We start from the raw sequence: 18,378 nt of genomic DNA on the forward strand, positions 1-18,378 counted from the left end.
AAACAGTTAACTTGCCTATTTTTGTAAAAAAATAAATCTATGAGCGATTTTCATTCTTTGAAAGTTTCACAAATAAAAAAAGATACGGCAAATGCGGTCGTGGTTACTTTTGAAATTCCTGCCAATTTAAAATCGGAATTTAATTTTACCGCGGGCCAATATATTACCATAAAGCATATGGTGGACGGTAAAGAGGTCCGTCGGGCTTATTCTATTTGTACTGCGCCTTCCAACACCTCATTTTCGGTTGGGATTAAAAAAGTAGTTGACGGCTCTTTTTCGGTATTTGCAAATGACAGCTTAAAAGAAGGTGATGTGCTTGAGGTCATGCTTCCGCAGGGTAAATTTATCTTGCAACCGGATGCAAAAAACACACATAATTACGCCGCTTTTGCGGCAGGAAGCGGAATTACCCCAGTACTTTCCATTATTACTGCAGCCCTTAACGAAGAACCTCAAAGCACCTTTCTTTTGGTCTACGGAAATCAAACAAAAGAAGACGCCATGTTCTATGATGAACTATCAAAACTAAAACAAGATTTCTCGGGTCGTTTCTTTTTAGAAAACATATACAGCCGAAGCAGAGAAGACGGGGCACGTTTTGGTCGTATAGACCGTGGAATTGTGAACTATTACATAAAAAATCAATTTAAGGACACCATCTTTGATGCCTTTTATTTGTGTGGACCTGAGCCTATGATTGATGCTGTTTCTTCCACCTTAAAAGAGAATGGAACCAATGAAAAAATAATTCATTTTGAATTGTTTACGAGTTCAGAAGAAGGTTTGTTAGTAAACAATCACGAAGGAAATACTACCGTTACGATACTTTTAGACGATGAGGAAAAAACGTTTGTAATGCCTCAAAACAAGTCTATTTTAGAAGCTGCGTTAGAAAATGATTTGGACGCACCTTACTCCTGTCAAGGCGGAATTTGTAGTACTTGCATTGCACGTATTACAAAAGGAAAAGCGGAAATGGGTAAAAATCAAATTTTAACCGATAGCGAAATTGCAGATGGATTTATACTTACTTGTCAAGCACATCCTACCACGGCTGAGGTTTTTGTAGACTATGATGATGTCTAGCATCCCACTAGCCTCCGAAGAAGGAAATAGTGAAGGTGATTTTCGTGCTTCTTTGACTTTTTTAACGAGAAAAGAGGGTGGGAGAAAGACGGCTGCACATTCTGGCTATAGACCATTTATTAAATTTGAAGATGAAGCGAATATAGCAACATCAACTATTGATTTTATGGATACTGAAATAGCGCTCCCAGGCGAAAGTGTAATTGCAACTATTAGGATAATGGGGACTTCTGCTTTTTCAAATACCTTGTATGCTGGGCTAAGTTTTGAGGTACAAGAAGGAGAACGAAAAATAGGATTCGGAACTATTATTGAAATATATAATCCAACATTAAAGAGTCTTTAATACTTTTTCTACAACAAGCTCTGGCGGGATAGATTCCATAACTTTTTCATAGCCTTTCGGTAGTTTATTGCCATAAACCGAAGTCGGTATTAAAGGATACTTATCTCGATTGCTAATTATTTGGTTTTCGTTGGGTTGGTTAAAGGGCCTAAATCCGGTATATGGATGCGTTACGCCCCAGAGTGTAATCACTGGAATGCCATACATTGCTGCGAGATGCCCATTGCCACTATCCATTGAAAGCATGATGTCTAAGTTTGAAATAAGTGCCAGTTCTTCTTCAAATGTAAGCTGTCCCGCAATATTGCTTACCGTTTCAAAACCAAATGCTAGTTTATTGAGCTTAGTAATTTCTTTTTTGCCTCCCCCAAATAAGAAAATTTGATAGGAATTGGTTTTGTTAAGATCTTCAATAACACGTTTCATAAAGGAAAGCGGATACATTTTTCCCTCGTGCGCTGCAAAGGGTGCTATGCCAATTAATTTTCTTGGTTTTGTACCTACCAGCTCTTGTAGTTTAGAACTGAGTTGTTTTGGTTTGGGAGCGATGTGTTCTTTTAAATTAATAGGATAGCCCAGGTTTCCAAAAACAGCTGCATAGCGCTGATGTGTTGATTTAATTGGTTTTATTTCAGCTCCGTTTGCATTTGTGAGCAACTTTTTTTCACCTCGGCCTTTATCGATTGGGGATATTTTGACACCTCTAATCCACAATAAAAACCGAATTATTTTAGATCGAAGTACATTGTGTACATCTGCAACCGCGGTAAGTTTAAGCGCTGCTGCTTCAGAAGCTAGTGAGATTATTCCGAAACCTTTATGCCTTGTATACACCTCTGCAGTTAGAATTGAAATATTGGGAATTCCATTGAATAAAGGGTTGAAAAACGGCTTCGTGAGGACGGTTATTTTTAACTCGGGATAGGTCTGTGCTAGCACCCACAGCACAGGAACCAACATGGCAACATCTCCCATAGCCGATAGACGAATGACGAGGATGTGTGGTGCGGTTTTCATTTTGTTTTTAAACGCCTACCTTTCGGTGAGGTTGGGTGGGGACTTATTTTTTCTGTCTTAAAACAGGATTAAGCTCGTCGTCATTGTACATTTTCATTTGCTTATACACTTTCATGTATTTACGACCTCCTTTAATATCCTGTAACAATTGGTCAATGGCCTTACTCAAATCTACACGTTGTTCTAAAAGCACATTTAGTTTTGTTTGACACGCTTCTCTATGCGTTGCACTTGCATCTGCACGGGTAGCTTCCTCGTTCATGTGGTATACTTTCAGTGCAAGAATAGACAATCTATCTACTCCCCAAGCTGGACTTTCTGTGTTAATGGTTGCATCCTCATTGGTTGAGGTGTCTTGATATTGCTCGAGAAAATAGCTGTCAATATATTCCACCATATCTGTTCTGTCTTGGTTGGAAGCGTCTATTTTTCGTTTTAATGTTAATGCTGAAACAGGATCAATATTTGGGTCGCGAATAATATCTTCATAATGCCATTGCACAGTATCTATCCAGCATTTTCTAAACAACAAATGCTCCAGTGTTTCATTTTCTTTGTCATACGGGTTTTCAAAAGGTTGATCTACGGTATTAAGGTGATGGTATTTTACAATCACTTCAATAAAAATCTGGTTTGCTATATCTGTAAAATTCATAATTTGGTTTTATATTTTTTCAAGAATGTGCAGGTATTCAATGGTGCTATCTGCTTTATGATTTCGATTTTGAGTTTTGTCTGCTTTAAAACGTTGGTATTTTGTTGTGGCGACGTCATATTTTCCGAAACGTTCCATAACCTCTTTAACATTATTTTGACTCATTAACCCTTCATTATTGTAACTCAGAAAAATGTATTTAAATTGTGCTTTTTCGATTACTTCAGTAAAAGATTTTAAGACCTCACCACGCTTACAATAATCACTTTTATAATACTCCCGAAGCCCTGTTTTTCCTTTTGGGGCAAAGGTATCATATTTTGCAATAGTATTGAGAAGATGATAATTAGCACCGTATTGCCGTGCATTATAGGGTGGGTCCATATAAAGAATATCGCCTTCAATTTTAGAAATTAACAGGTTACTATCCTGCTGAAAAACATGATGGGAAGTTTTCGTCTCAATAAAATTTGCTGCGGTAATCTTTATTTCTTTTGCTGCGGAAGCTTTAATCTGCTTTAAATAGGCGCCATAAACCGAAGCGGTGTTAGCAACCCTGTCTGCACTTTCTAAAAGAGAAGCCACCAACAAATAATAAAGATCATCTGTTAGTGCTGCTGAAGTTTTCCAGGTTTCAATTTGCTGTCTTGCTGCGTCTATTTTTTGTGCGTTCTGTGCTGTAAAATAGTTTCGACCTGCGCTTCCTCCTTCTGCATAATTTTGAAAGATAAACCCCTTTATTGGCGCAAGATTGTTGAGGGTGTTTAAATAACCTTCAGCATCTAAGGCAGTGTTATTACCTATGTAATTTCTGTTAAGTACATAGCTGTAAAACTCAACATCATTTGAAATAACTTGCTGCACGTGTGGTTTGAAGGTTTGACCTATGATGCTCGTTCCTGCAAAGAGATCACAAAATATTTTTTTAGAAATGTCACCCCCAGTAACACCTGTTACTGTGTCAAAAATAAAAGAGGAAAGTTTGTTTTTTGAGCCTATATAATTCATCGTATTACCCAGATTATATCGCTTAATGCTTGGGAGTCTTCAGCAAAAATACTAGTAATTAATTGTTCTTTTTGATAAGTTGCAAGATACCTATGTATTTCTTTTCTGAGGAGGCTTATTTCTGCCTTTAATTTCCAGTGCTCGCCGTTTTGATCAAACACTACGATAAACAACCTGTTTTTAAAATGAAGCCTTTTTTCAACACTTTGATTTTCGTAAAACCAAGTAACAAGGTCGGCTTTGTTAGCTTTTGCTGAAGTAATATTAGTTCCCAAATGTTTTGGAAATACAGAGGTTTTGTGATCAAAAGGAATTCCGTCAATGAAAAAATCTTTTTCGGTGTCACGGCTATTTTTTGCTGGGTTGACCCCTTCCATTTCACTAAATATGGTTTCGACTGCCATCGCGCTCCAAAAGTTAAACCACCTGTTTCCTGCATAATCAAACAGTTCGCCTTTGTCTGCATCAAGCCTTATAATCGCACTTTTCAGCTTTACAATAAATTCTTCCCAAACAGGCGTGTCATAAATAAAGGAAGTAAAACGGTCCCATTCGTCACTTTGTTTTCGCCCCCATTTATAACGATACGAAAGCCGTTTTTTTAATTGCGCCTCTAAGAATTCAAGAGGAAATTTCATTATAAAAAATGAATTGTTAGAGCAATCAAAACAATGCACCACAACAGTATTTCATTAAAAACGCTGCGCTCTTTGCTGGGACTTATTTCGACATAATTTGTAGTTATCATTGCAATGGGAGCAAAGAGGAAAATTAATTCCGCTCCATTTTTTTGCGGACTTGCCAGGGTTATACACAATGTAATTATTACAATAAAAAGCATGGTGCCTGCTGAAGGTTTTTCTTTTTTTGACAACATTTTTAGTTTCCCAAAACGGTAAAGCCCCATCCAGATTGCTAGACAGACAAACAAAAAAGCAGGGATTAATAATTTGATGTCGTTGTAACTATGAAGACTAAAATCAATAGGTTCCAGCCATTCATAAAACCAATTAAAAGAATCGTTAATCAGAAATTGAAAGGTAGTAGCGACTACAAATACCGTTATAATTCCGATAAACGGAATGATGAAATGCCTAAAAATCACTGAAGTTTTCCTAACAATAGCGATAAACAATATTAAAAAGAAAAGTATAGACCAGAAGTAACACATTGAAGCAAGCGTAATGTATATGGCAGCGTCAAAGATTTTCTTTTCAATATTTTTTTCGTTGTTAAGGCTCAGAATTCGGCGTGTTGCAAGTAATAAAAACACATTGGAAAGAAGCACTAAAGGAGATTGATAAAATTGTGGGGCTAAAAATGTAAATACGGTAAAAATAAAAACAGCGTACGTATTATTAAGAGTCACATTGTTTTTGCGGATAATAAAGTCAAGTAATAGCATAGCAAAAATCGAAAGCAGCAAAACACCGATGATTTGAGGTAAAGTTTCGACTGAAAATGGGGGTGCCTGCTCAGAAAAAGTATTCACAAAAAACCCAATAGTAACCAATGCACTTAATAATAGGTAATTGATAGGAGAAGATTTACCAAAAAAAGATGTGAGCATTCGTGCGGGTTTTTATATTTTTGCATTCTTAAAGATAAAGATATGGCTTTACGAGATATTTTTTATGCAATTCAAGATTTTGCTGTAGGTGTGCTTTTTGCTCCATTTGATGCGTTACGCGCTTTGGAACTTGAAAATTGGGCCGCTGCAAATATTCTTAATTGGTTTTTTATGTTAATATGTGCAGTAGCATTTGTTTACTGGATGCTGCAGCTCAAAAAATTTAATAACAACAATGAGGAAGATACCTCTTCTACATCCCACTCTTTTTTGGGTGGCGATAAATACAATTAGAAACGGGTTTTGATTTTGAGGTTACTCTAAATCAAAACCAATATCTTTCCTATAATACATCGTATCAAAATGTAGTTTTTCTATGTTTTGATACGATTTTTTTATTGCTTTTTTGTAATCAAGGTCTAAGGATGTGACAGCGATAACGCGACCTCCGTTAGTTACTAAGGTACCGTCACTTATCGCTGTTCCTGCGTGAAAAACGATGCTGTCTTTTATGGTTTCGAGTCCAGTAATTATTTTCCCTTTTTCATAAGCTTCAGGGTATCCACCAGAAACCACCATGATGGTAGCAGCTGCTTTTTCGTCGAGTTCAAAGTTTAGTGTGTCTAGACTTTGCTCGTAAGTAGCTTTAAAAACATCAACAAGATCTGTTTTTATCCTTGGCAAAACCACTTCGGTTTCTGGGTCGCCCATTCGCACATTATATTCAATCACATAAGGCTCATCTCCCACTTTTATCAATCCAATAAACACAAAGCCTTTGTAGTCTATTTTTTCTTTTTTAAGACCATTAATTGTTGGTTTTACAATGCGCTCTTCTATTTTTTCTAAAAGAGTTGCATCTGCAAAAGGAACTGGAGAGATGGCGCCCATTCCGCCTGTATTTAGACCTGTGTCACCTTCACCAATACGTTTGTAGTCTTTCGCAGTAGGAAGAATTTTATAGTTTTTACCATCAGTTAAAACAAAGACACTTAATTCTATACCATCTAAAAATTCTTCAATAACAACAGTATTACTTGCATCGCCAAACTGTCCCCCAAGCATTTTACCCAAGGCTTCTTTAGCTTCGTTGAGGTCCTTAATAATAAGCACTCCTTTTCCTGCCGCAAGTCCGTCTGCTTTTAAAACATAGGGAGCTTTAAGTGTTTCTAAAAATGCTTTTCCAGCAGTTAGACTTTCTTTTGTAAAACTTTTATACGCCGCTGTTGGGATCTTGTGTTGCAGCATAAACTCCTTTGCGCGTTCTTTACTTCCTTCAAGCAAAGCACCTTTTTTTGAAGGGCCAATTAGCATTACATCTTGTAAACGAGGGGTGTCTTTAAAATGGTTTGCGATCCCTAGCACTAACGGATCTTCGGGGCCAACGACTACCATATTAATGTCTTTTTCTACCACAAAATTTTCAATAGCAGTAAAATCTGTTACGCTTAAAGCAATATTGGTCGCAATTGCTGCAGTTCCGGCATTTCCTGGAGCTACAAAAAGATTTTTACAATGGTTGCTTTTTGCGATTTGGTATGCAAAAGTATGTTCACGGCCGCCTGAGCCAAGGATAAGTATGTTCATTTTATACAAAATTGTTGCCAGCAAAAGTACTATCTTCTTACCTTTTCATTCGAGTTTCTTATGATCTTTTACTAACAGTGTTTTCATTAAAGTATTCATAAAACAGCAAATTGGTAACAGCTCTCTATATCTTCTCTCGGGGGGAGACTTGGTTTTCGGTTTTTTAGGAAGAACTAGAACCATCTTCACTGCGAAGGGGTTGAGGTTGGTGTTTTTTGCAAGTGTTTCTTTCTTCTTTTAACTATCTTTATTTTTTGAAATTTTCTGAATGAAGCTTTTTAACCTCACATTAAAATATAGTGGTTTTCCTATAAAGGAAGCGCGTAAGAAATTGAAAGAGATCAAAGCAATTCCTAATGCGGAATATGAAGAATTTGTTATGAGAGAGCGTGAAGCTATTGTTCGTTATCACGCAGAGAACAATCCTTATTACAACAAACTAATCAACAACCGAAGAAATCTTCCTTGGGAAGAAATCCCGGTTTTAACAAAGGCAGATTTACAGCATCCATTACAAGAACGGCTTTCAAACGGCTATACTTCAAAAAACAGTTACGTAAACAGAACATCGGGTTCCAGCGGGCACCCTTTTATTTTTGCTAAGGACAAATGGTGCCATGCGCTTACTTGGGCAGAAATAATGGATCGGTTTGGATGGTTTGGAATCGATTTTAACCATTCATTGCAAGCTCGTTTTTATGGGATTCCCTTGGGTGGTTTTGGGTATCGAAAAGAACGATTAAAAGATTTGTTGAGCAGCAGATATCGATTTCCCATTTTTGATCTTTCCGAGGAAAAAATGGCGCAATTCCTTCAGCACTTTAGGCAGAAGAAGTTTTGTTATATAAATGGATATACTAGCGCTATTGTATTATTTGCTAAGTATTTAAGAAAACAAAATATTCTTTTAATAGAAATCTGTCCCACACTAAAACACTGTGTAGTTACTAGTGAAATGTTGTTTGAAACAGACAAACAATTAATGGAGCAAGTTTTTGGTGTGCCTGTTATTAACGAGTATGGAGCAAGCGAACTCGACTTAATTGCATTTACTAACCCTGAAGGCGAATTTGTAGTAAATAGCGAAACACTTTTTGTAGAGGTTTTAGATAAAAATAATCGCGCGGTACCCAATGGAACCTCGGGACGCATTGTCATTACTTCTCTTTTCAATAAAGCACATCCTTTGATTCGTTATGACATAGGAGATACAGGAAGTTTTACTGAAATGAGCACCTTTAAAAAACCAGCCTTTAAAACTTTAATAGGCCGCACAAATGACGTGGCAAAACTAAAAAACGGTAAAAATGTGCCAGGCCTTACATTTTATTACGTCACAAAAAATGTGATCGAAGACGATGGGAATGTAAAAGAATTCGTGATCGAACAACTTGCAATCGATGCTTTTAAAATAACCTACGTTTCTGAAGAAAAACTAAGTATAACGGAAGAAAACAAAATCAAAAAATCACTTTATAAATATCTCGAAGACGATTTAGAATTAACTTTCAATAGGGTTGAAATTCTAGAACGCGGAAACCGAGGGAAGTTGAAACAGTTTGTTTCGAAATTAAAGTGACTTATTTTTTAATAAATTTTACAGTTTGCTTTTGTCCATCTTCCAAAGTAATCACAACAAAATAGACCCCTGCTTTTAATGCGTTAACAGGTATTTTAGCAGTTACATTTTCCATAGAAACAGCCGCAACCCCTTTGCCTAAAATATTGAAAATATGTACGTTTGCTTGGTTTGCATTACGAAGGGTAATGTTTAAATAGTTGCTTGTAGGATTAGGATATATTGAGACACTCAAGACACTATTATCAGCTATATCCATCGTTGGTTCGCTTCCATAAATTGCTTGATTACCAATGCCATTAGTTACTAACAACGTTTTAGTGTCACCGTTATCGGTAATGGTATAGGTAAATGGATTTAGCGCTTCATTTTCATAATAGATACTTTGAAAAGCAAAACCAAAATTTATAATGATTTGGTTTGTACAAAATCCCAATAATATAAGTGGAGAATCTACAGGCAGTTCAAATCCATCGTCACCTGTGTAAGAAATCATCGTTTCATAAGCATCACAATATCCAAATTGAATGGAATTAGGATCAGTATTAAAATTCGATGTGCCGCCTTGGGGTAGAGGTTCTGGAATGTTAACACCATCAATAACCAGTGATTGTATGTACCAGTTATTATCAATTAATTGAGGGTCTTGAGCATATCCTTGCGTTACAAAGATTAAAAGCAACACATTTATAAAATTTTTCATAATATAGTTTTCAGCTAAAGCTACATTTTTTTTTTAAATCACACTAGAAAATTTGATGCTCTTTTAAAAAACATCTTATTTTTGTTCCTTTAAAAACAATCTTTTATCCTTAAAAAGTATAGCATGCAACTGTACAATACCTTAAGCGCGAAAGAGCGAGCCACTTTGCTCGAAGAAGCCGGTGAAGACCGGTTAACGCTCTCTTTTTATCAATATGCCAAAATTGGCAACCCAGAATTATTTAGGAATCACTTGTTTATTGCTTGGGACGAACTTAATGTCTTAGGTCGAATTTATATAGCCAAAGAAGGGATTAACGCACAACTTTCGGTTCCCGCAAATACCTTTGCTGAATTTAAATCGTTCCTTGACGGCATTTGTTTCCTTGAAAAAGTACGCCTTAATATTGCTGTTGAACATGACTTAAAGTCCTTTTTAAAACTGAAGGTGAAAGTTCGCAATAAGATTGTAGCCGACGGATTAAATGATGAATCGTTTGACGTCCGAAACAAAGGAGTTCATCTGGATGCTTCAAAATTTAATGAACTTATTGAAGACCCTGACACGGTACTTGTGGATATGCGTAACCATTATGAAAGCGAGATAGGACATTTTAAAAATGCAATAACGCCAGACGTGGACACCTTTAGAGATTCACTAGATGTTATCGAAGACCAACTCAAAGACCACAAAGACGACAAAAAATTAGTGATGTATTGTACTGGCGGGATACGATGCGAAAAGGCGAGTGCGTATTATAAACACAAAGGATTTAAAAATGTTTTTCAGTTGGAAGGTGGTATTATTGAGTATGCGCGCCAAGTAGAAAATAAAGGCTTAGAAAATAAATTTATTGGCAAAAACTTTGTCTTTGACCGCCGCCGCGGTGAGCGAATTACTAAAGATATAATTGCACAATGCCATCAATGTGGCGCTGCTTGTGATGCCCACACTAATTGTGCAAACGAAGCTTGCCATTTGTTGTTTATACAATGTGAAGATTGTAAAACTAAAATGGAGGCATGCTGCTCTTCAGATTGCCAAGAAGTAATTCAGATGTCATATGAAGAACAAAAAAAGTTGCGAGAAGGAACAAACAATAGCAATAAAATTTTCAAAAAAGGACGTTCTGAAAAGCTTAAATTTAAGAAGTGATTACAATTGTGAATTCATAATTCAAGATTCAGAATTAAAAAAAGTACCTTTACGTGTTAGAATTAATGTTTAATTTTTCGAGAGTGAAGTTGAATTGAAAATATCGTCTGTTAGATCACCCGAAGCCACTTACGCTATTGCAGTGGAGGCTTGTGAAGAATTTGTATAGGATTTATGAAGTGGAAATTAATCACTTTGATTCGTATTTAGTAGACATTCAAGTCAAATACTCCTCAATATATATATGTAAATTATGGGCTGTACTAGCTGTGCTTCAGGCGCTGACGGACAACCAAAAGGCTGCAAAAACAATGGAACTTGCGGGACTGATGGTTGTAATAAATTAACTGTTTTTGATTGGCTTTCCAATATGGCGCTTCCAGCGAATATGACTCCTTATACTGGAGTAGAAGTTCGCTTTAAAAACGGCCGCAAACACTTTTATCAAAACGAAGATAAACTTTCTTTAAGCATCGGCGATGTAGTTGCCACCCACGCAGAAACGGGCCACGATATTGGACAAGTAACCTTAACAGGAGAATTGGTTAGGGTGCAGATGAAGAAGAAGAAGGAAAACCCTGACGCAACTAAACTTCCTAAAATATATAGAAAAGCAAGCCAAAGGGATATTGATGTATGGCAAGGCGTAAGAGATCGTGAAGCCGATATTCAAAAACGCTCTCGCGAAATAGCAATTCGTATAGGATTGCGAATGAAGATTAGTGATGTAGAATTTCAAGGAGATGCCAGTAAAGTAATTTTCTATTACACCGCAGAGGAACGTGTAGATTTTAGAGAACTCATTAAAGAGTTTGCCCGCACCTTCAACAGCCGTATAGAAATGAAACAAGTGGGCTTTAGACAAGAAGCCGCAAGACTTGGTGGTATTGGTAGTTGTGGTAGAGAACTATGTTGTTCTACTTGGTTAACAGATTTTAGATCTGTAAATACCTCTGCGGCACGTTACCAGCAGCTTTCGCTTAATCCTCAAAAGTTAGCGGGACAATGTGGTAAATTAAAGTGTTGTCTTAATTTTGAATTGGACACCTATCTTGATGCCCTCAAAGATTTTCCGCGTAGCGATGTAAAATTAAAGACCGAAAAAGGAACAGCAGTTTGTCAAAAGACAGATATTTTTAAAGGATTGCTTTGGTTCGCTTACGAAAAGGAAGGAATGAATTGGCATGAATTGGACCTAGATAAAGTAAACGAAATAATTGCCATTAACAAGAAAGGGAATACCGTTACAAGTCTGGAAGAATATGTTGAAGAAGTTAAAATAGATACTACCGAGTTATTTAATAACGTTGTAGGTCAAGATAGTTTAACTCGTTTTGATGCGCCAAAAGGGCAAAGAAATAAAAAGAAACGCAACAACCGTAAGCGCAAACCGGCAACGGCAGGAGCTTCAGAAGATAAAGGAGGAAGACCACCGCGTAATCGTAATAACCAAAATGGGAAGAGCACAGGTGGAAAGACCTCTGGTAGTGGTATTGCAAATAAAAAACCCAATAACAATAGAAATAGGAACCGAAATACCTCAAAGTAAATGAGACCTATTTGTTCAATCGTTCTATTATTAATTTTGCTTACTGCTTGCGATGATATCACCGTTGCCGGTGATACGGTATCCATTACAAATGATACTTGGCAATCTGTCAATAAAGTTGAATTTTCAATGCCCGTTATGGATAGCATTAATTCGTACCATCTTTTTTTTACTGTTAGAAACACAAATGAATACCCTTTTAGTAATCTTTATTTGATTGCTACACTAAAATATCCTCACGGTAAAACGGTTGTAGATACGATAGAATATAAAATGGCAAAGCCAGATGGAAGTTGGTTGGGAAATGGAATAGGTTCAGTAAAAGAAAGCAAGCTTTATTATAAAGAAAATTTTATTTTTAAAGAATTGGGAGAGTATCAACTAACTGTGGAACAGGCAGTTCGTGACAATGGCGATGTGCAAGGGGTTTCGAGCTTAACAGGGATTAGTAATGTAGGATATAGTATTGAAAAGATAGAATAACGCTTCGCTTTTCGAATAATTTTGAATTCAAGACGGTTACTATTAAAATGAATACGAATTCTCTTTTAGGGGGTTTTTACTACAAGAAAGTAAGATATTGCATTAAAATTTAAAATGCAGCTTTCAATTGAAAGCAATACAGTATGGCAAAAAAACAAACCACTCCTCAGAAAAAGAAGAAGCGTACATATACTCCAACACGTATTTTTTGGTTATTCATTTTTAGCGGCATAGGTGCTGTATTGTTATTGTTTTTATTGGCGTCTTTTGGGGTCTTTGGAAGCCTTCCAGATGAAACGAGTTTAGAAAATCCTGAAAAAAATTTAGCAACTGAAATCATTGCTGTTGATGGTAAGGTACTCGGTAAATTTTATAAAGAAAACCGCACTCCAGTTCTGTTTGAAGAATTACCAGATCATTTAATAAAGGCATTAATAGCAACTGAAGATATTAGGTTTTACGATCACAGTGGAATCGATATGCGCGGGACGTTAAGAGCTGCTGTTTTTTTGGGAAGCAAAGGAGGTGCAAGTACGATTTCTCAGCAACTTGCCAAACAATTATTTACTGATCAAGCTTCAAAAAATAAAATTGAACGCGGCCTTCAAAAAATAAAAGAATGGATTATAGCTACGCGTTTAGAGCGCCGTTATACCAAAGATGAAATTCTTACGATGTATTTTAATGAGTATGATTTCTTAAATCAAGCCATTGGAATTGAATCTGCGAGTAATATTTATTTTGATAAACCACCGTCAGCATTAAACACATCAGAATCTGCGATGCTTGTAGGAATGTTTAAAAACTCTTCCTTGTACAATCCCCTTCGCAATCCAGAAGGTGTAAAAAACCGAAGGAATGTGGTGTTGGCTCAAATGGCAAAGTATGATTTTATAAGTGGGCAGGTTAAGGATAGTCTGCAGGCGCTTCCCTTAGAATTTAGCTACACACCACAAGGACATGTAGAAGGTATCGCCACCTATTTTAGAGAATATGCCCGAGCATTTATGGCAGATTGGACAAAGAATCATCCACGTAGTGACGGGACTAATTTTAACATTTATAGAGATGGGTTAAAAGTATACACAACGATAGATTCTAGAATGCAGACCTATGCAGAAGAATCTATGGATGCACACATTGCAAATTTGCAGAAGGAATTTAACAAACAAAATAAAAAGAATAAAATAACTCCCTTTAGAGATGTAACCGAGGAGGAAATTGAAAAAATAATGAATAATGCTATCCGACGAAGCGAGCGTTGGAGAATCATGAGCGATCGAGGAAAATCGGAAGAAGAAATTCGCGCAAGTTTCAACAAGAAAGCAAAAATGCGTGTTTTTTCATGGGCTGGAGATAAAGACACGATAATGACTCCGAGAGATTCTATTAGGTATTATAAACGGTATTTACAAGGATCGCTTATGTCTATGGAGCCTCAAACTGGAGAGGTACGAGCCTACGTTGGAGGTATTAATTACAAGCATTTTAAATATGATATGGTAACAACGGGTAGGCGACAAATTGGCTCTACATTTAAACCTTTTGTGTACGCAACCGTTATAGACCAGATGCATATGTCTCCTTGTGATACATTGCCTAACACACCCTATTGTATTCCGGCGGGAAAACGGGGTAATACAAAAGATTGGTGCCCTAAAAACGCAAGCGGAAACTATGGAGGAATGCTTACTTTAAAGGAAGCGCTGGCAAAATCGATAAATACTATTACCGCAAGGTTAATTGATCGTGTTGGGGTAGAACCTGTGATTGAGTTAGTAGGTAAAATGGGAGTAGAAACAAAAAACATTGTTCCAGTACCCTCATTAGCTTTAGGTACAGCAGATTTGTCTCTCTATGAAATGGTTGGGGCTTATAGCACATTTGCAAATGAGGGTGTGTATGTAAAACCAACGTTAATTTCAAGAATTGAAGACAAAAATGGAACGGTATTATATCAAAACACGCCAGAGACAAAAGATGTTATTAGTAGCGAAACAGCTTATGTTACTGTGAGCCTTCTAGAAGGAGTAACACAGTCAGGTTCAGGTGCTCGTTTACGACGCACGTGGGTGGCAAAAAACGGAGTATATGCAAATGCAGTAACAGGGTATCCATATGTGTTTAAAAACCCTATTGCTGGAAAGACTGGAACTACTCAAAATAATAGTGACGGTTGGTTTATGGGCATGGTTCCAAATTTAGTTACTGGAGTTTGGGTAGGAGGGGAAGATCGTTCGGTTCACTTTAGTTCTACTGCCTATGGGCAGGGCGCAACTATGGCGCTACCAGTTTGGGCATTGTATATGAAAAAGTGTTATGCTAATAAGGAATTAGGAGTTTCAGAGGGGGAATTCAAAAAACCTGAAAAAATAGAGATAGCCACTGATTGCGATAAATGGAAAGATGAAAATGGACCTACAGATGAGGTGCCAGATGAATTTGATTTTTAATACTGCGTGTGGGTAGACGCACGACCGCTACGTTACACGATACACGAAACGATTTTTCTTGCTTCGGAAATTTTAGTGTTGAAATCAAAAATGCTTCAAAAGAAATTTTGAAGCATTTTTTTTGCTATTTTTTTGTCAGTCTGAGCCTGTCGAAGACCCGCAAGTTTAGCAGGATTAAAGCTACGTAAAACAAGGCCCTTTGACAGGCTCAGGGTCACATAACATTAAAAAAACCCAAGAATAACAAACTAATTTTAAACATTCTACACAATTAACAGGCTTCCTCCGTTTTTTTTTTCTTTACAAGTATTTTTTAAAAAAACCTGCTATGACTAGACTACTCTTTCTTTGCGCTTGCCTTTGTTTTTCGTTTACGTCCTTTTCTCAAATTGTCAATATTCCTGATGCTAATTTTAAGAATACATTGGTAAATTATAATAGCTATGTAATAGACACCAATGGCGATGGTGAAATACAAGTAATTGAGGCAGAGGCTTTGGCTAATGTACAATTAAATTTAGGTGATGAAAATATTAGTGATTTAACCGGCTTGGAAGCATTCATAAATTTAAGAAACCTTTACAGTTATGGGAATTTATATACAGATATAGAGATAAGCGCCTTAGCAGCATTAGATTTTCTTTATTTAAGTGAAAGGCAATTAACATCAATCACATTTCCAACAACGAATAATTTAGAAGAAATTTATATAAGTTCTGATTTTATTACAACATTGGATCTGTCGCAATTTAATAATTTAGAAGATTTCAGTTTTACAGGAAACTTTGAAACACCTCTATTACAGAGTATAGAATTGCCTGCTACACCTACATTGAGAAAAATAAGGATAACCGAAAGCTTATTAACAGAAATAGATGTGTCAGGCAATGATAATATAGAATATTTGCAAATTCGGAGTGGAAATTTAAATAATATCAATGTTTCAAATTTATTGAATTTAGAATATCTGGTTTTAACCAATAATAATTTATCAAGTATAGATGTTTCTCAAAATAACGCTTTGAAAACATTTGGCATTTCAATAAATAATATAACGAACGTGGATATCTCTAACTTGATTGCGTTAGAGATTTTCTATTTTAATAGATGTGAAGTTGCAGCTATTGATGTTAGTAATAACATAAATTTAGAATTGTTAATATTGTTTGAAACCAATTTAACTGATATTGACTTATCAAATAATGGCAATTTAGAATTAATAAGGCTTGATAGCAGTCAAATTTCAACTCTTGATTTATCAAATAATCCTAATTTGATAAATTTAAATATAAGCAACACCTTAATTGATACTATTGATTTATCAAATAATGATTTAATAGAAGATTTAAGGATCAATTATTTAGATATGAATATGATTGATTTAAGTAATCTTACTGTTTTAGACTATTTAGAGTGTCTGTATTCTACATTTACAGAGATTGATTTTTCAAACAATACATTGTTAGAAAGAGCTATACTTGTTGGTTCGCAGTTTGAAAGCTTAGATTTTTCAAGCAATCCAAATATAAGATTTATTCCGACTAATGGCTCACTAAATCTTGAATCCATCAATGTAAAAAACACAACACTTTCAGAATTATACATTCAGGCAAACAACAACCCCAACCTAAATTTCATCTGCGTAGATGATATAAATGAGGCAGCCGCCCAAAATTGGCAAATCCCACCCTTTACTAGTTTTGTTACAGATTGCTCCTTGGCAGATGGGGAGTTAAACCGTATAGAGGGCACTGTAAACTATGATGCCAATGGCAACAATTGCGGTGTAGGTGCCTATGGTATTGATGGTTATCTTGTAAATGCCACAGACGGCACGAGTAATTTTGCCAATACTACCGTTGCCAATGGAGGGTATGGGATTACGGTTTCAGAAAACACCTATACCACCCAAGTCCTAGGTTTATCACCATATTTTGACACCAACCCAGCAACCGCAACTAACACCTTTGTAGGTTTTGACCAAACCCAAACCGCAAATTTTTGTGTAGTACCCAATACCACCGCAAACGATTTAACGGTTGCTATGTTTCCTGTCTCAGAAGCTAGACCTGGTTTTGAGGCATTTTATGAAATTGTCTATGAAAATGTGGGCACCACAACCTTAACAGGTGAGGTAACACTTGCTTTTAGTGACCCGCAAATAGATTTTGTGGAGTCAACACCCAGTCCAACAAATCAAACTAGTAGCACACTCACTTTTAATGTGGGCACTTTAGCTCCTTTTCAACAAGGCAGTGTTATGGCAACGTTTTTATTAGACCAACCGCCCATAAATGAAAGCGGATATTTGCTAGCATTTACTGCAACCATAAATCCTACGGCAGGCGATGCAACACCAGATGATAATGAATTTTATTTTCCGCAGGAAATCGTGAACTCTTTTGATCCCAATGATAAAAGGTGTATTCAAGGAAGTCAAGTGTTAATTGAGGACGCAGACCAGTATTTACATTATATCGTGCGCTTTCAAAATTTAGGAACTGCCTCTGCCATTAATGTGCGCGTGGTAGATGTGCTGGATGATTTGTTAGATTTTTCAACTTTTAGAGTCTTAACTGCCAGCCATGCAATGGAAACAACCCTTATTGACGGGCAGATAAATTTTATTTTTGACAACATCAATCTCCCCGCAGAAATTAATGACCCAGAGGGAAGTAATGGCTATATAACCTTTAAAATAAAACCACGTTCAGGTATCGTTCTTGGCGATGAAGTAAACAATCGCGCCGATATTTATTTTGATTTTAATCCCCCCATTTTAACGAATGTTACTTCAACTACCTATGTAGATGTTCTTTATGTAAGTGATTCGGTTATAAGTGATGTTGTTTTATATCCAAATCCTGCAACAACAGAAATTAACATTCAAACAGCTTATGCTATTAACGAGGTGAGTATTGTAAATACTTTAGGACAACAACTACAAATAGCTAAAATTTCAGAAGATAAAAAGCACGTAGACGTTTCCGCTTTAGCTACAGGAATGTATTTTGTAAAAGTTACCACGGAGCAGGGTACGGGAATTTGTCAGGTTGTAAAGCAATAGTTAAAAAAAACATTAAACATTTAAACCTAACAGGTCTCAAAGACCTGTTAGGTTTTTTACTTACAAAAACTCATCGCTCACCACTCAAGACTCCTCACTTTTGAGTATTTTTATGAA

16 protein-coding genes are annotated in these 18,378 nt (G+C 36.3%); 9 read left to right on the plus strand and 7 right to left on the minus strand.

The window, feature by feature from the left end:
- Positions 1–39: 39 nt before the first annotated feature.
- Together ABXT67_RS05775 and ABXT67_RS05780 are read left to right on the plus strand one after the other, a co-directional pair.
- Complete coding sequence (locus ABXT67_RS05775) at positions 40–1,089, plus strand: 2Fe-2S iron-sulfur cluster-binding protein (protein ID WP_415376331.1); 1,050 nt, start codon at positions 40–42, stop codon at positions 1,087–1,089.
- On the plus strand, positions 1,076–1,435 hold the full coding sequence (locus tag ABXT67_RS05780; protein WP_415376332.1) for a hypothetical protein: 360 nt from the start codon (positions 1,076–1,078) through the stop codon (positions 1,433–1,435). The genes ABXT67_RS05775 and ABXT67_RS05780 overlap by 14 nt, the downstream gene beginning before the upstream one ends.
- On the opposite strand, the gene ABXT67_RS05785 is transcribed toward ABXT67_RS05780, so the two are convergent.
- Genes ABXT67_RS05785 through ABXT67_RS05805 form a run of 5 tightly spaced genes read right to left on the minus strand, consistent with a single transcriptional unit; the run spans position 1,421 to position 5,685 of the window.
- On the minus strand, positions 1,421–2,452 hold the full coding sequence (locus tag ABXT67_RS05785) for a glycosyltransferase family 9 protein (protein ID WP_415376333.1): 1,032 nt from the start codon (positions 2,450–2,452) through the stop codon (positions 1,421–1,423). The two genes, ABXT67_RS05780 and ABXT67_RS05785, sit on opposite strands and share 15 nt — an antisense overlap.
- Positions 2,453–2,495: 43 nt before the next feature.
- Positions 2,496–3,107, minus strand: a complete 612-nt coding sequence (locus ABXT67_RS05790; RefSeq protein WP_415376334.1) for a DUF4254 domain-containing protein — start codon at positions 3,105–3,107, stop codon at positions 2,496–2,498.
- Positions 3,108–3,116: 9 nt separating this feature from the next.
- Positions 3,117–4,115 (minus strand): DNA adenine methylase, encoded by a 999-nt coding sequence (locus ABXT67_RS05795; RefSeq protein WP_415376335.1) that lies wholly within the window; start codon positions 4,113–4,115, stop codon positions 3,117–3,119.
- Positions 4,112–4,753, minus strand: coding sequence for a hypothetical protein (locus tag ABXT67_RS05800; protein WP_415376336.1), 642 nt, complete (start codon positions 4,751–4,753; stop codon positions 4,112–4,114). The genes ABXT67_RS05795 and ABXT67_RS05800 overlap by 4 nt, the downstream gene beginning before the upstream one ends.
- On the minus strand, positions 4,753–5,685 hold the full coding sequence (locus ABXT67_RS05805; RefSeq protein ID WP_415376337.1) for a DUF6427 family protein: 933 nt from the start codon (positions 5,683–5,685) through the stop codon (positions 4,753–4,755). Before ABXT67_RS05805 ends, ABXT67_RS05800 begins: the two co-directional genes overlap by 1 nt.
- 42 nt (positions 5,686–5,727) lie before the next feature.
- Between ABXT67_RS05805 and ABXT67_RS05810 the strand changes: the two genes are divergently transcribed.
- The gene (locus ABXT67_RS05810) at positions 5,728–5,979 is read left to right on the plus strand and encodes a DUF6341 family protein (protein WP_415376338.1); all 252 of its coding nucleotides are present in this window, start codon (positions 5,728–5,730) and stop codon (positions 5,977–5,979) included.
- Positions 5,980–6,000: 21 nt separating this feature from the next.
- Here the strand turns inward: ABXT67_RS05810 and purD are convergent, their stop codons facing one another.
- Positions 6,001–7,272 carry a phosphoribosylamine--glycine ligase gene (purD, locus tag ABXT67_RS05815; RefSeq protein ID WP_415376339.1) on the minus strand — a complete coding sequence of 424 codons (1,272 nt, stop codon included), beginning with the start codon at positions 7,270–7,272 and terminating at the stop codon, positions 6,001–6,003.
- 268 nt (positions 7,273–7,540) lie between these two features.
- Here purD and ABXT67_RS05820 point away from each other — a divergent pair, with 268 nt between their 5' ends.
- On the plus strand, positions 7,541–8,851 hold the full coding sequence (locus tag ABXT67_RS05820; RefSeq protein ID WP_415376340.1) for a phenylacetate--CoA ligase family protein: 1,311 nt from the start codon (positions 7,541–7,543) through the stop codon (positions 8,849–8,851).
- 1 nt (position 8,852) lies between these two features.
- On the opposite strand, the gene ABXT67_RS05825 is transcribed toward ABXT67_RS05820, so the two are convergent.
- A complete protein-coding gene (locus tag ABXT67_RS05825; RefSeq protein WP_415376341.1) occupies positions 8,853–9,554 on the minus strand; it encodes a T9SS type A sorting domain-containing protein in 702 nt (233 codons plus the stop codon).
- A gap of 123 nt (positions 9,555–9,677) precedes the next feature.
- On the opposite strand from ABXT67_RS05825, the gene ABXT67_RS05830 reads away from it, so the two are divergent.
- From ABXT67_RS05830 to ABXT67_RS05850, 5 genes are all read left to right on the plus strand, one after another.
- Entirely contained in the window at positions 9,678–10,709 is a 1,032-nt protein-coding gene (locus tag ABXT67_RS05830) for a rhodanese-related sulfurtransferase (protein ID WP_415376342.1), read from the plus strand.
- A gap of 253 nt (positions 10,710–10,962) precedes the next feature.
- On the plus strand, positions 10,963–12,258 hold the full coding sequence (locus ABXT67_RS05835) for a PSP1 domain-containing protein (RefSeq protein WP_415376343.1): 1,296 nt from the start codon (positions 10,963–10,965) through the stop codon (positions 12,256–12,258).
- Positions 12,259–12,741 carry a gliding motility lipoprotein GldH gene (locus tag ABXT67_RS05840; RefSeq protein ID WP_415376344.1) on the plus strand — a complete coding sequence of 161 codons (483 nt, stop codon included), beginning with the start codon at positions 12,259–12,261 and terminating at the stop codon, positions 12,739–12,741.
- 143 nt (positions 12,742–12,884) lie between these two features.
- Positions 12,885–15,194, plus strand: coding sequence for a penicillin-binding protein 1A (locus ABXT67_RS05845; RefSeq protein ID WP_415376345.1), 2,310 nt, complete (start codon positions 12,885–12,887; stop codon positions 15,192–15,194).
- A 328-nt stretch (positions 15,195–15,522) separates the two neighbouring features.
- Positions 15,523–18,261: a T9SS type A sorting domain-containing protein gene (locus ABXT67_RS05850; protein ID WP_415376346.1), complete on the plus strand. Its 2,739-nt coding sequence runs from the start codon at positions 15,523–15,525 to the stop codon at positions 18,259–18,261.
- The last annotated feature ends 117 nt before the right edge of the window (positions 18,262–18,378 follow it).

Source organism: Patiriisocius sp. Uisw_017, from assembly GCF_047731265.1.
Lineage (GTDB): Bacteria > Bacteroidota > Bacteroidia > Flavobacteriales > Flavobacteriaceae > Patiriisocius.

What these genes read in the sequence shown, in the direction of transcription:
- ABXT67_RS05780 (WP_415376332.1), top strand. Translation starts at nt 1,076, where the DNA reads ATGATGATGTCTAGCATCCCACTAGCCTCCGAAGAAGGAAATAGTGAA.
- ABXT67_RS05820 (WP_415376340.1), top strand. Translation starts at nt 7,541, where the DNA reads ATGAAGCTTTTTAACCTCACATTAAAATATAGTGGTTTTCCTATAAAG.
- ABXT67_RS05830 (WP_415376342.1), top strand. Translation starts at nt 9,678, where the DNA reads ATGCAACTGTACAATACCTTAAGCGCGAAAGAGCGAGCCACTTTGCTC.
- ABXT67_RS05795 (WP_415376335.1), bottom strand. Translation starts at nt 4,115, where the DNA reads ATGAATTATATAGGCTCAAAAAACAAACTTTCCTCTTTTATTTTTGAC.
- ABXT67_RS05850 (WP_415376346.1), top strand. Translation starts at nt 15,523, where the DNA reads ATGACTAGACTACTCTTTCTTTGCGCTTGCCTTTGTTTTTCGTTTACG.
- purD (WP_415376339.1), bottom strand. Translation starts at nt 7,272, where the DNA reads ATGAACATACTTATCCTTGGCTCAGGCGGCCGTGAACATACTTTTGCA.
- ABXT67_RS05825 (WP_415376341.1), bottom strand. Translation starts at nt 9,554, where the DNA reads ATGAAAAATTTTATAAATGTGTTGCTTTTAATCTTTGTAACGCAAGGA.
- ABXT67_RS05835 (WP_415376343.1), top strand. Translation starts at nt 10,963, where the DNA reads ATGGGCTGTACTAGCTGTGCTTCAGGCGCTGACGGACAACCAAAAGGC.
- ABXT67_RS05785 (WP_415376333.1), bottom strand. Translation starts at nt 2,452, where the DNA reads ATGAAAACCGCACCACACATCCTCGTCATTCGTCTATCGGCTATGGGA.
- ABXT67_RS05845 (WP_415376345.1), top strand. Translation starts at nt 12,885, where the DNA reads ATGGCAAAAAAACAAACCACTCCTCAGAAAAAGAAGAAGCGTACATAT.
- ABXT67_RS05775 (WP_415376331.1), top strand. Translation starts at nt 40, where the DNA reads ATGAGCGATTTTCATTCTTTGAAAGTTTCACAAATAAAAAAAGATACG.
- ABXT67_RS05790 (WP_415376334.1), bottom strand. Translation starts at nt 3,107, where the DNA reads ATGAATTTTACAGATATAGCAAACCAGATTTTTATTGAAGTGATTGTA.
- ABXT67_RS05840 (WP_415376344.1), top strand. Translation starts at nt 12,259, where the DNA reads ATGAGACCTATTTGTTCAATCGTTCTATTATTAATTTTGCTTACTGCT.
- ABXT67_RS05800 (WP_415376336.1), bottom strand. Translation starts at nt 4,753, where the DNA reads ATGAAATTTCCTCTTGAATTCTTAGAGGCGCAATTAAAAAAACGGCTT.
- ABXT67_RS05805 (WP_415376337.1), bottom strand. Translation starts at nt 5,685, where the DNA reads ATGCTCACATCTTTTTTTGGTAAATCTTCTCCTATCAATTACCTATTA.
- ABXT67_RS05810 (WP_415376338.1), top strand. Translation starts at nt 5,728, where the DNA reads ATGGCTTTACGAGATATTTTTTATGCAATTCAAGATTTTGCTGTAGGT.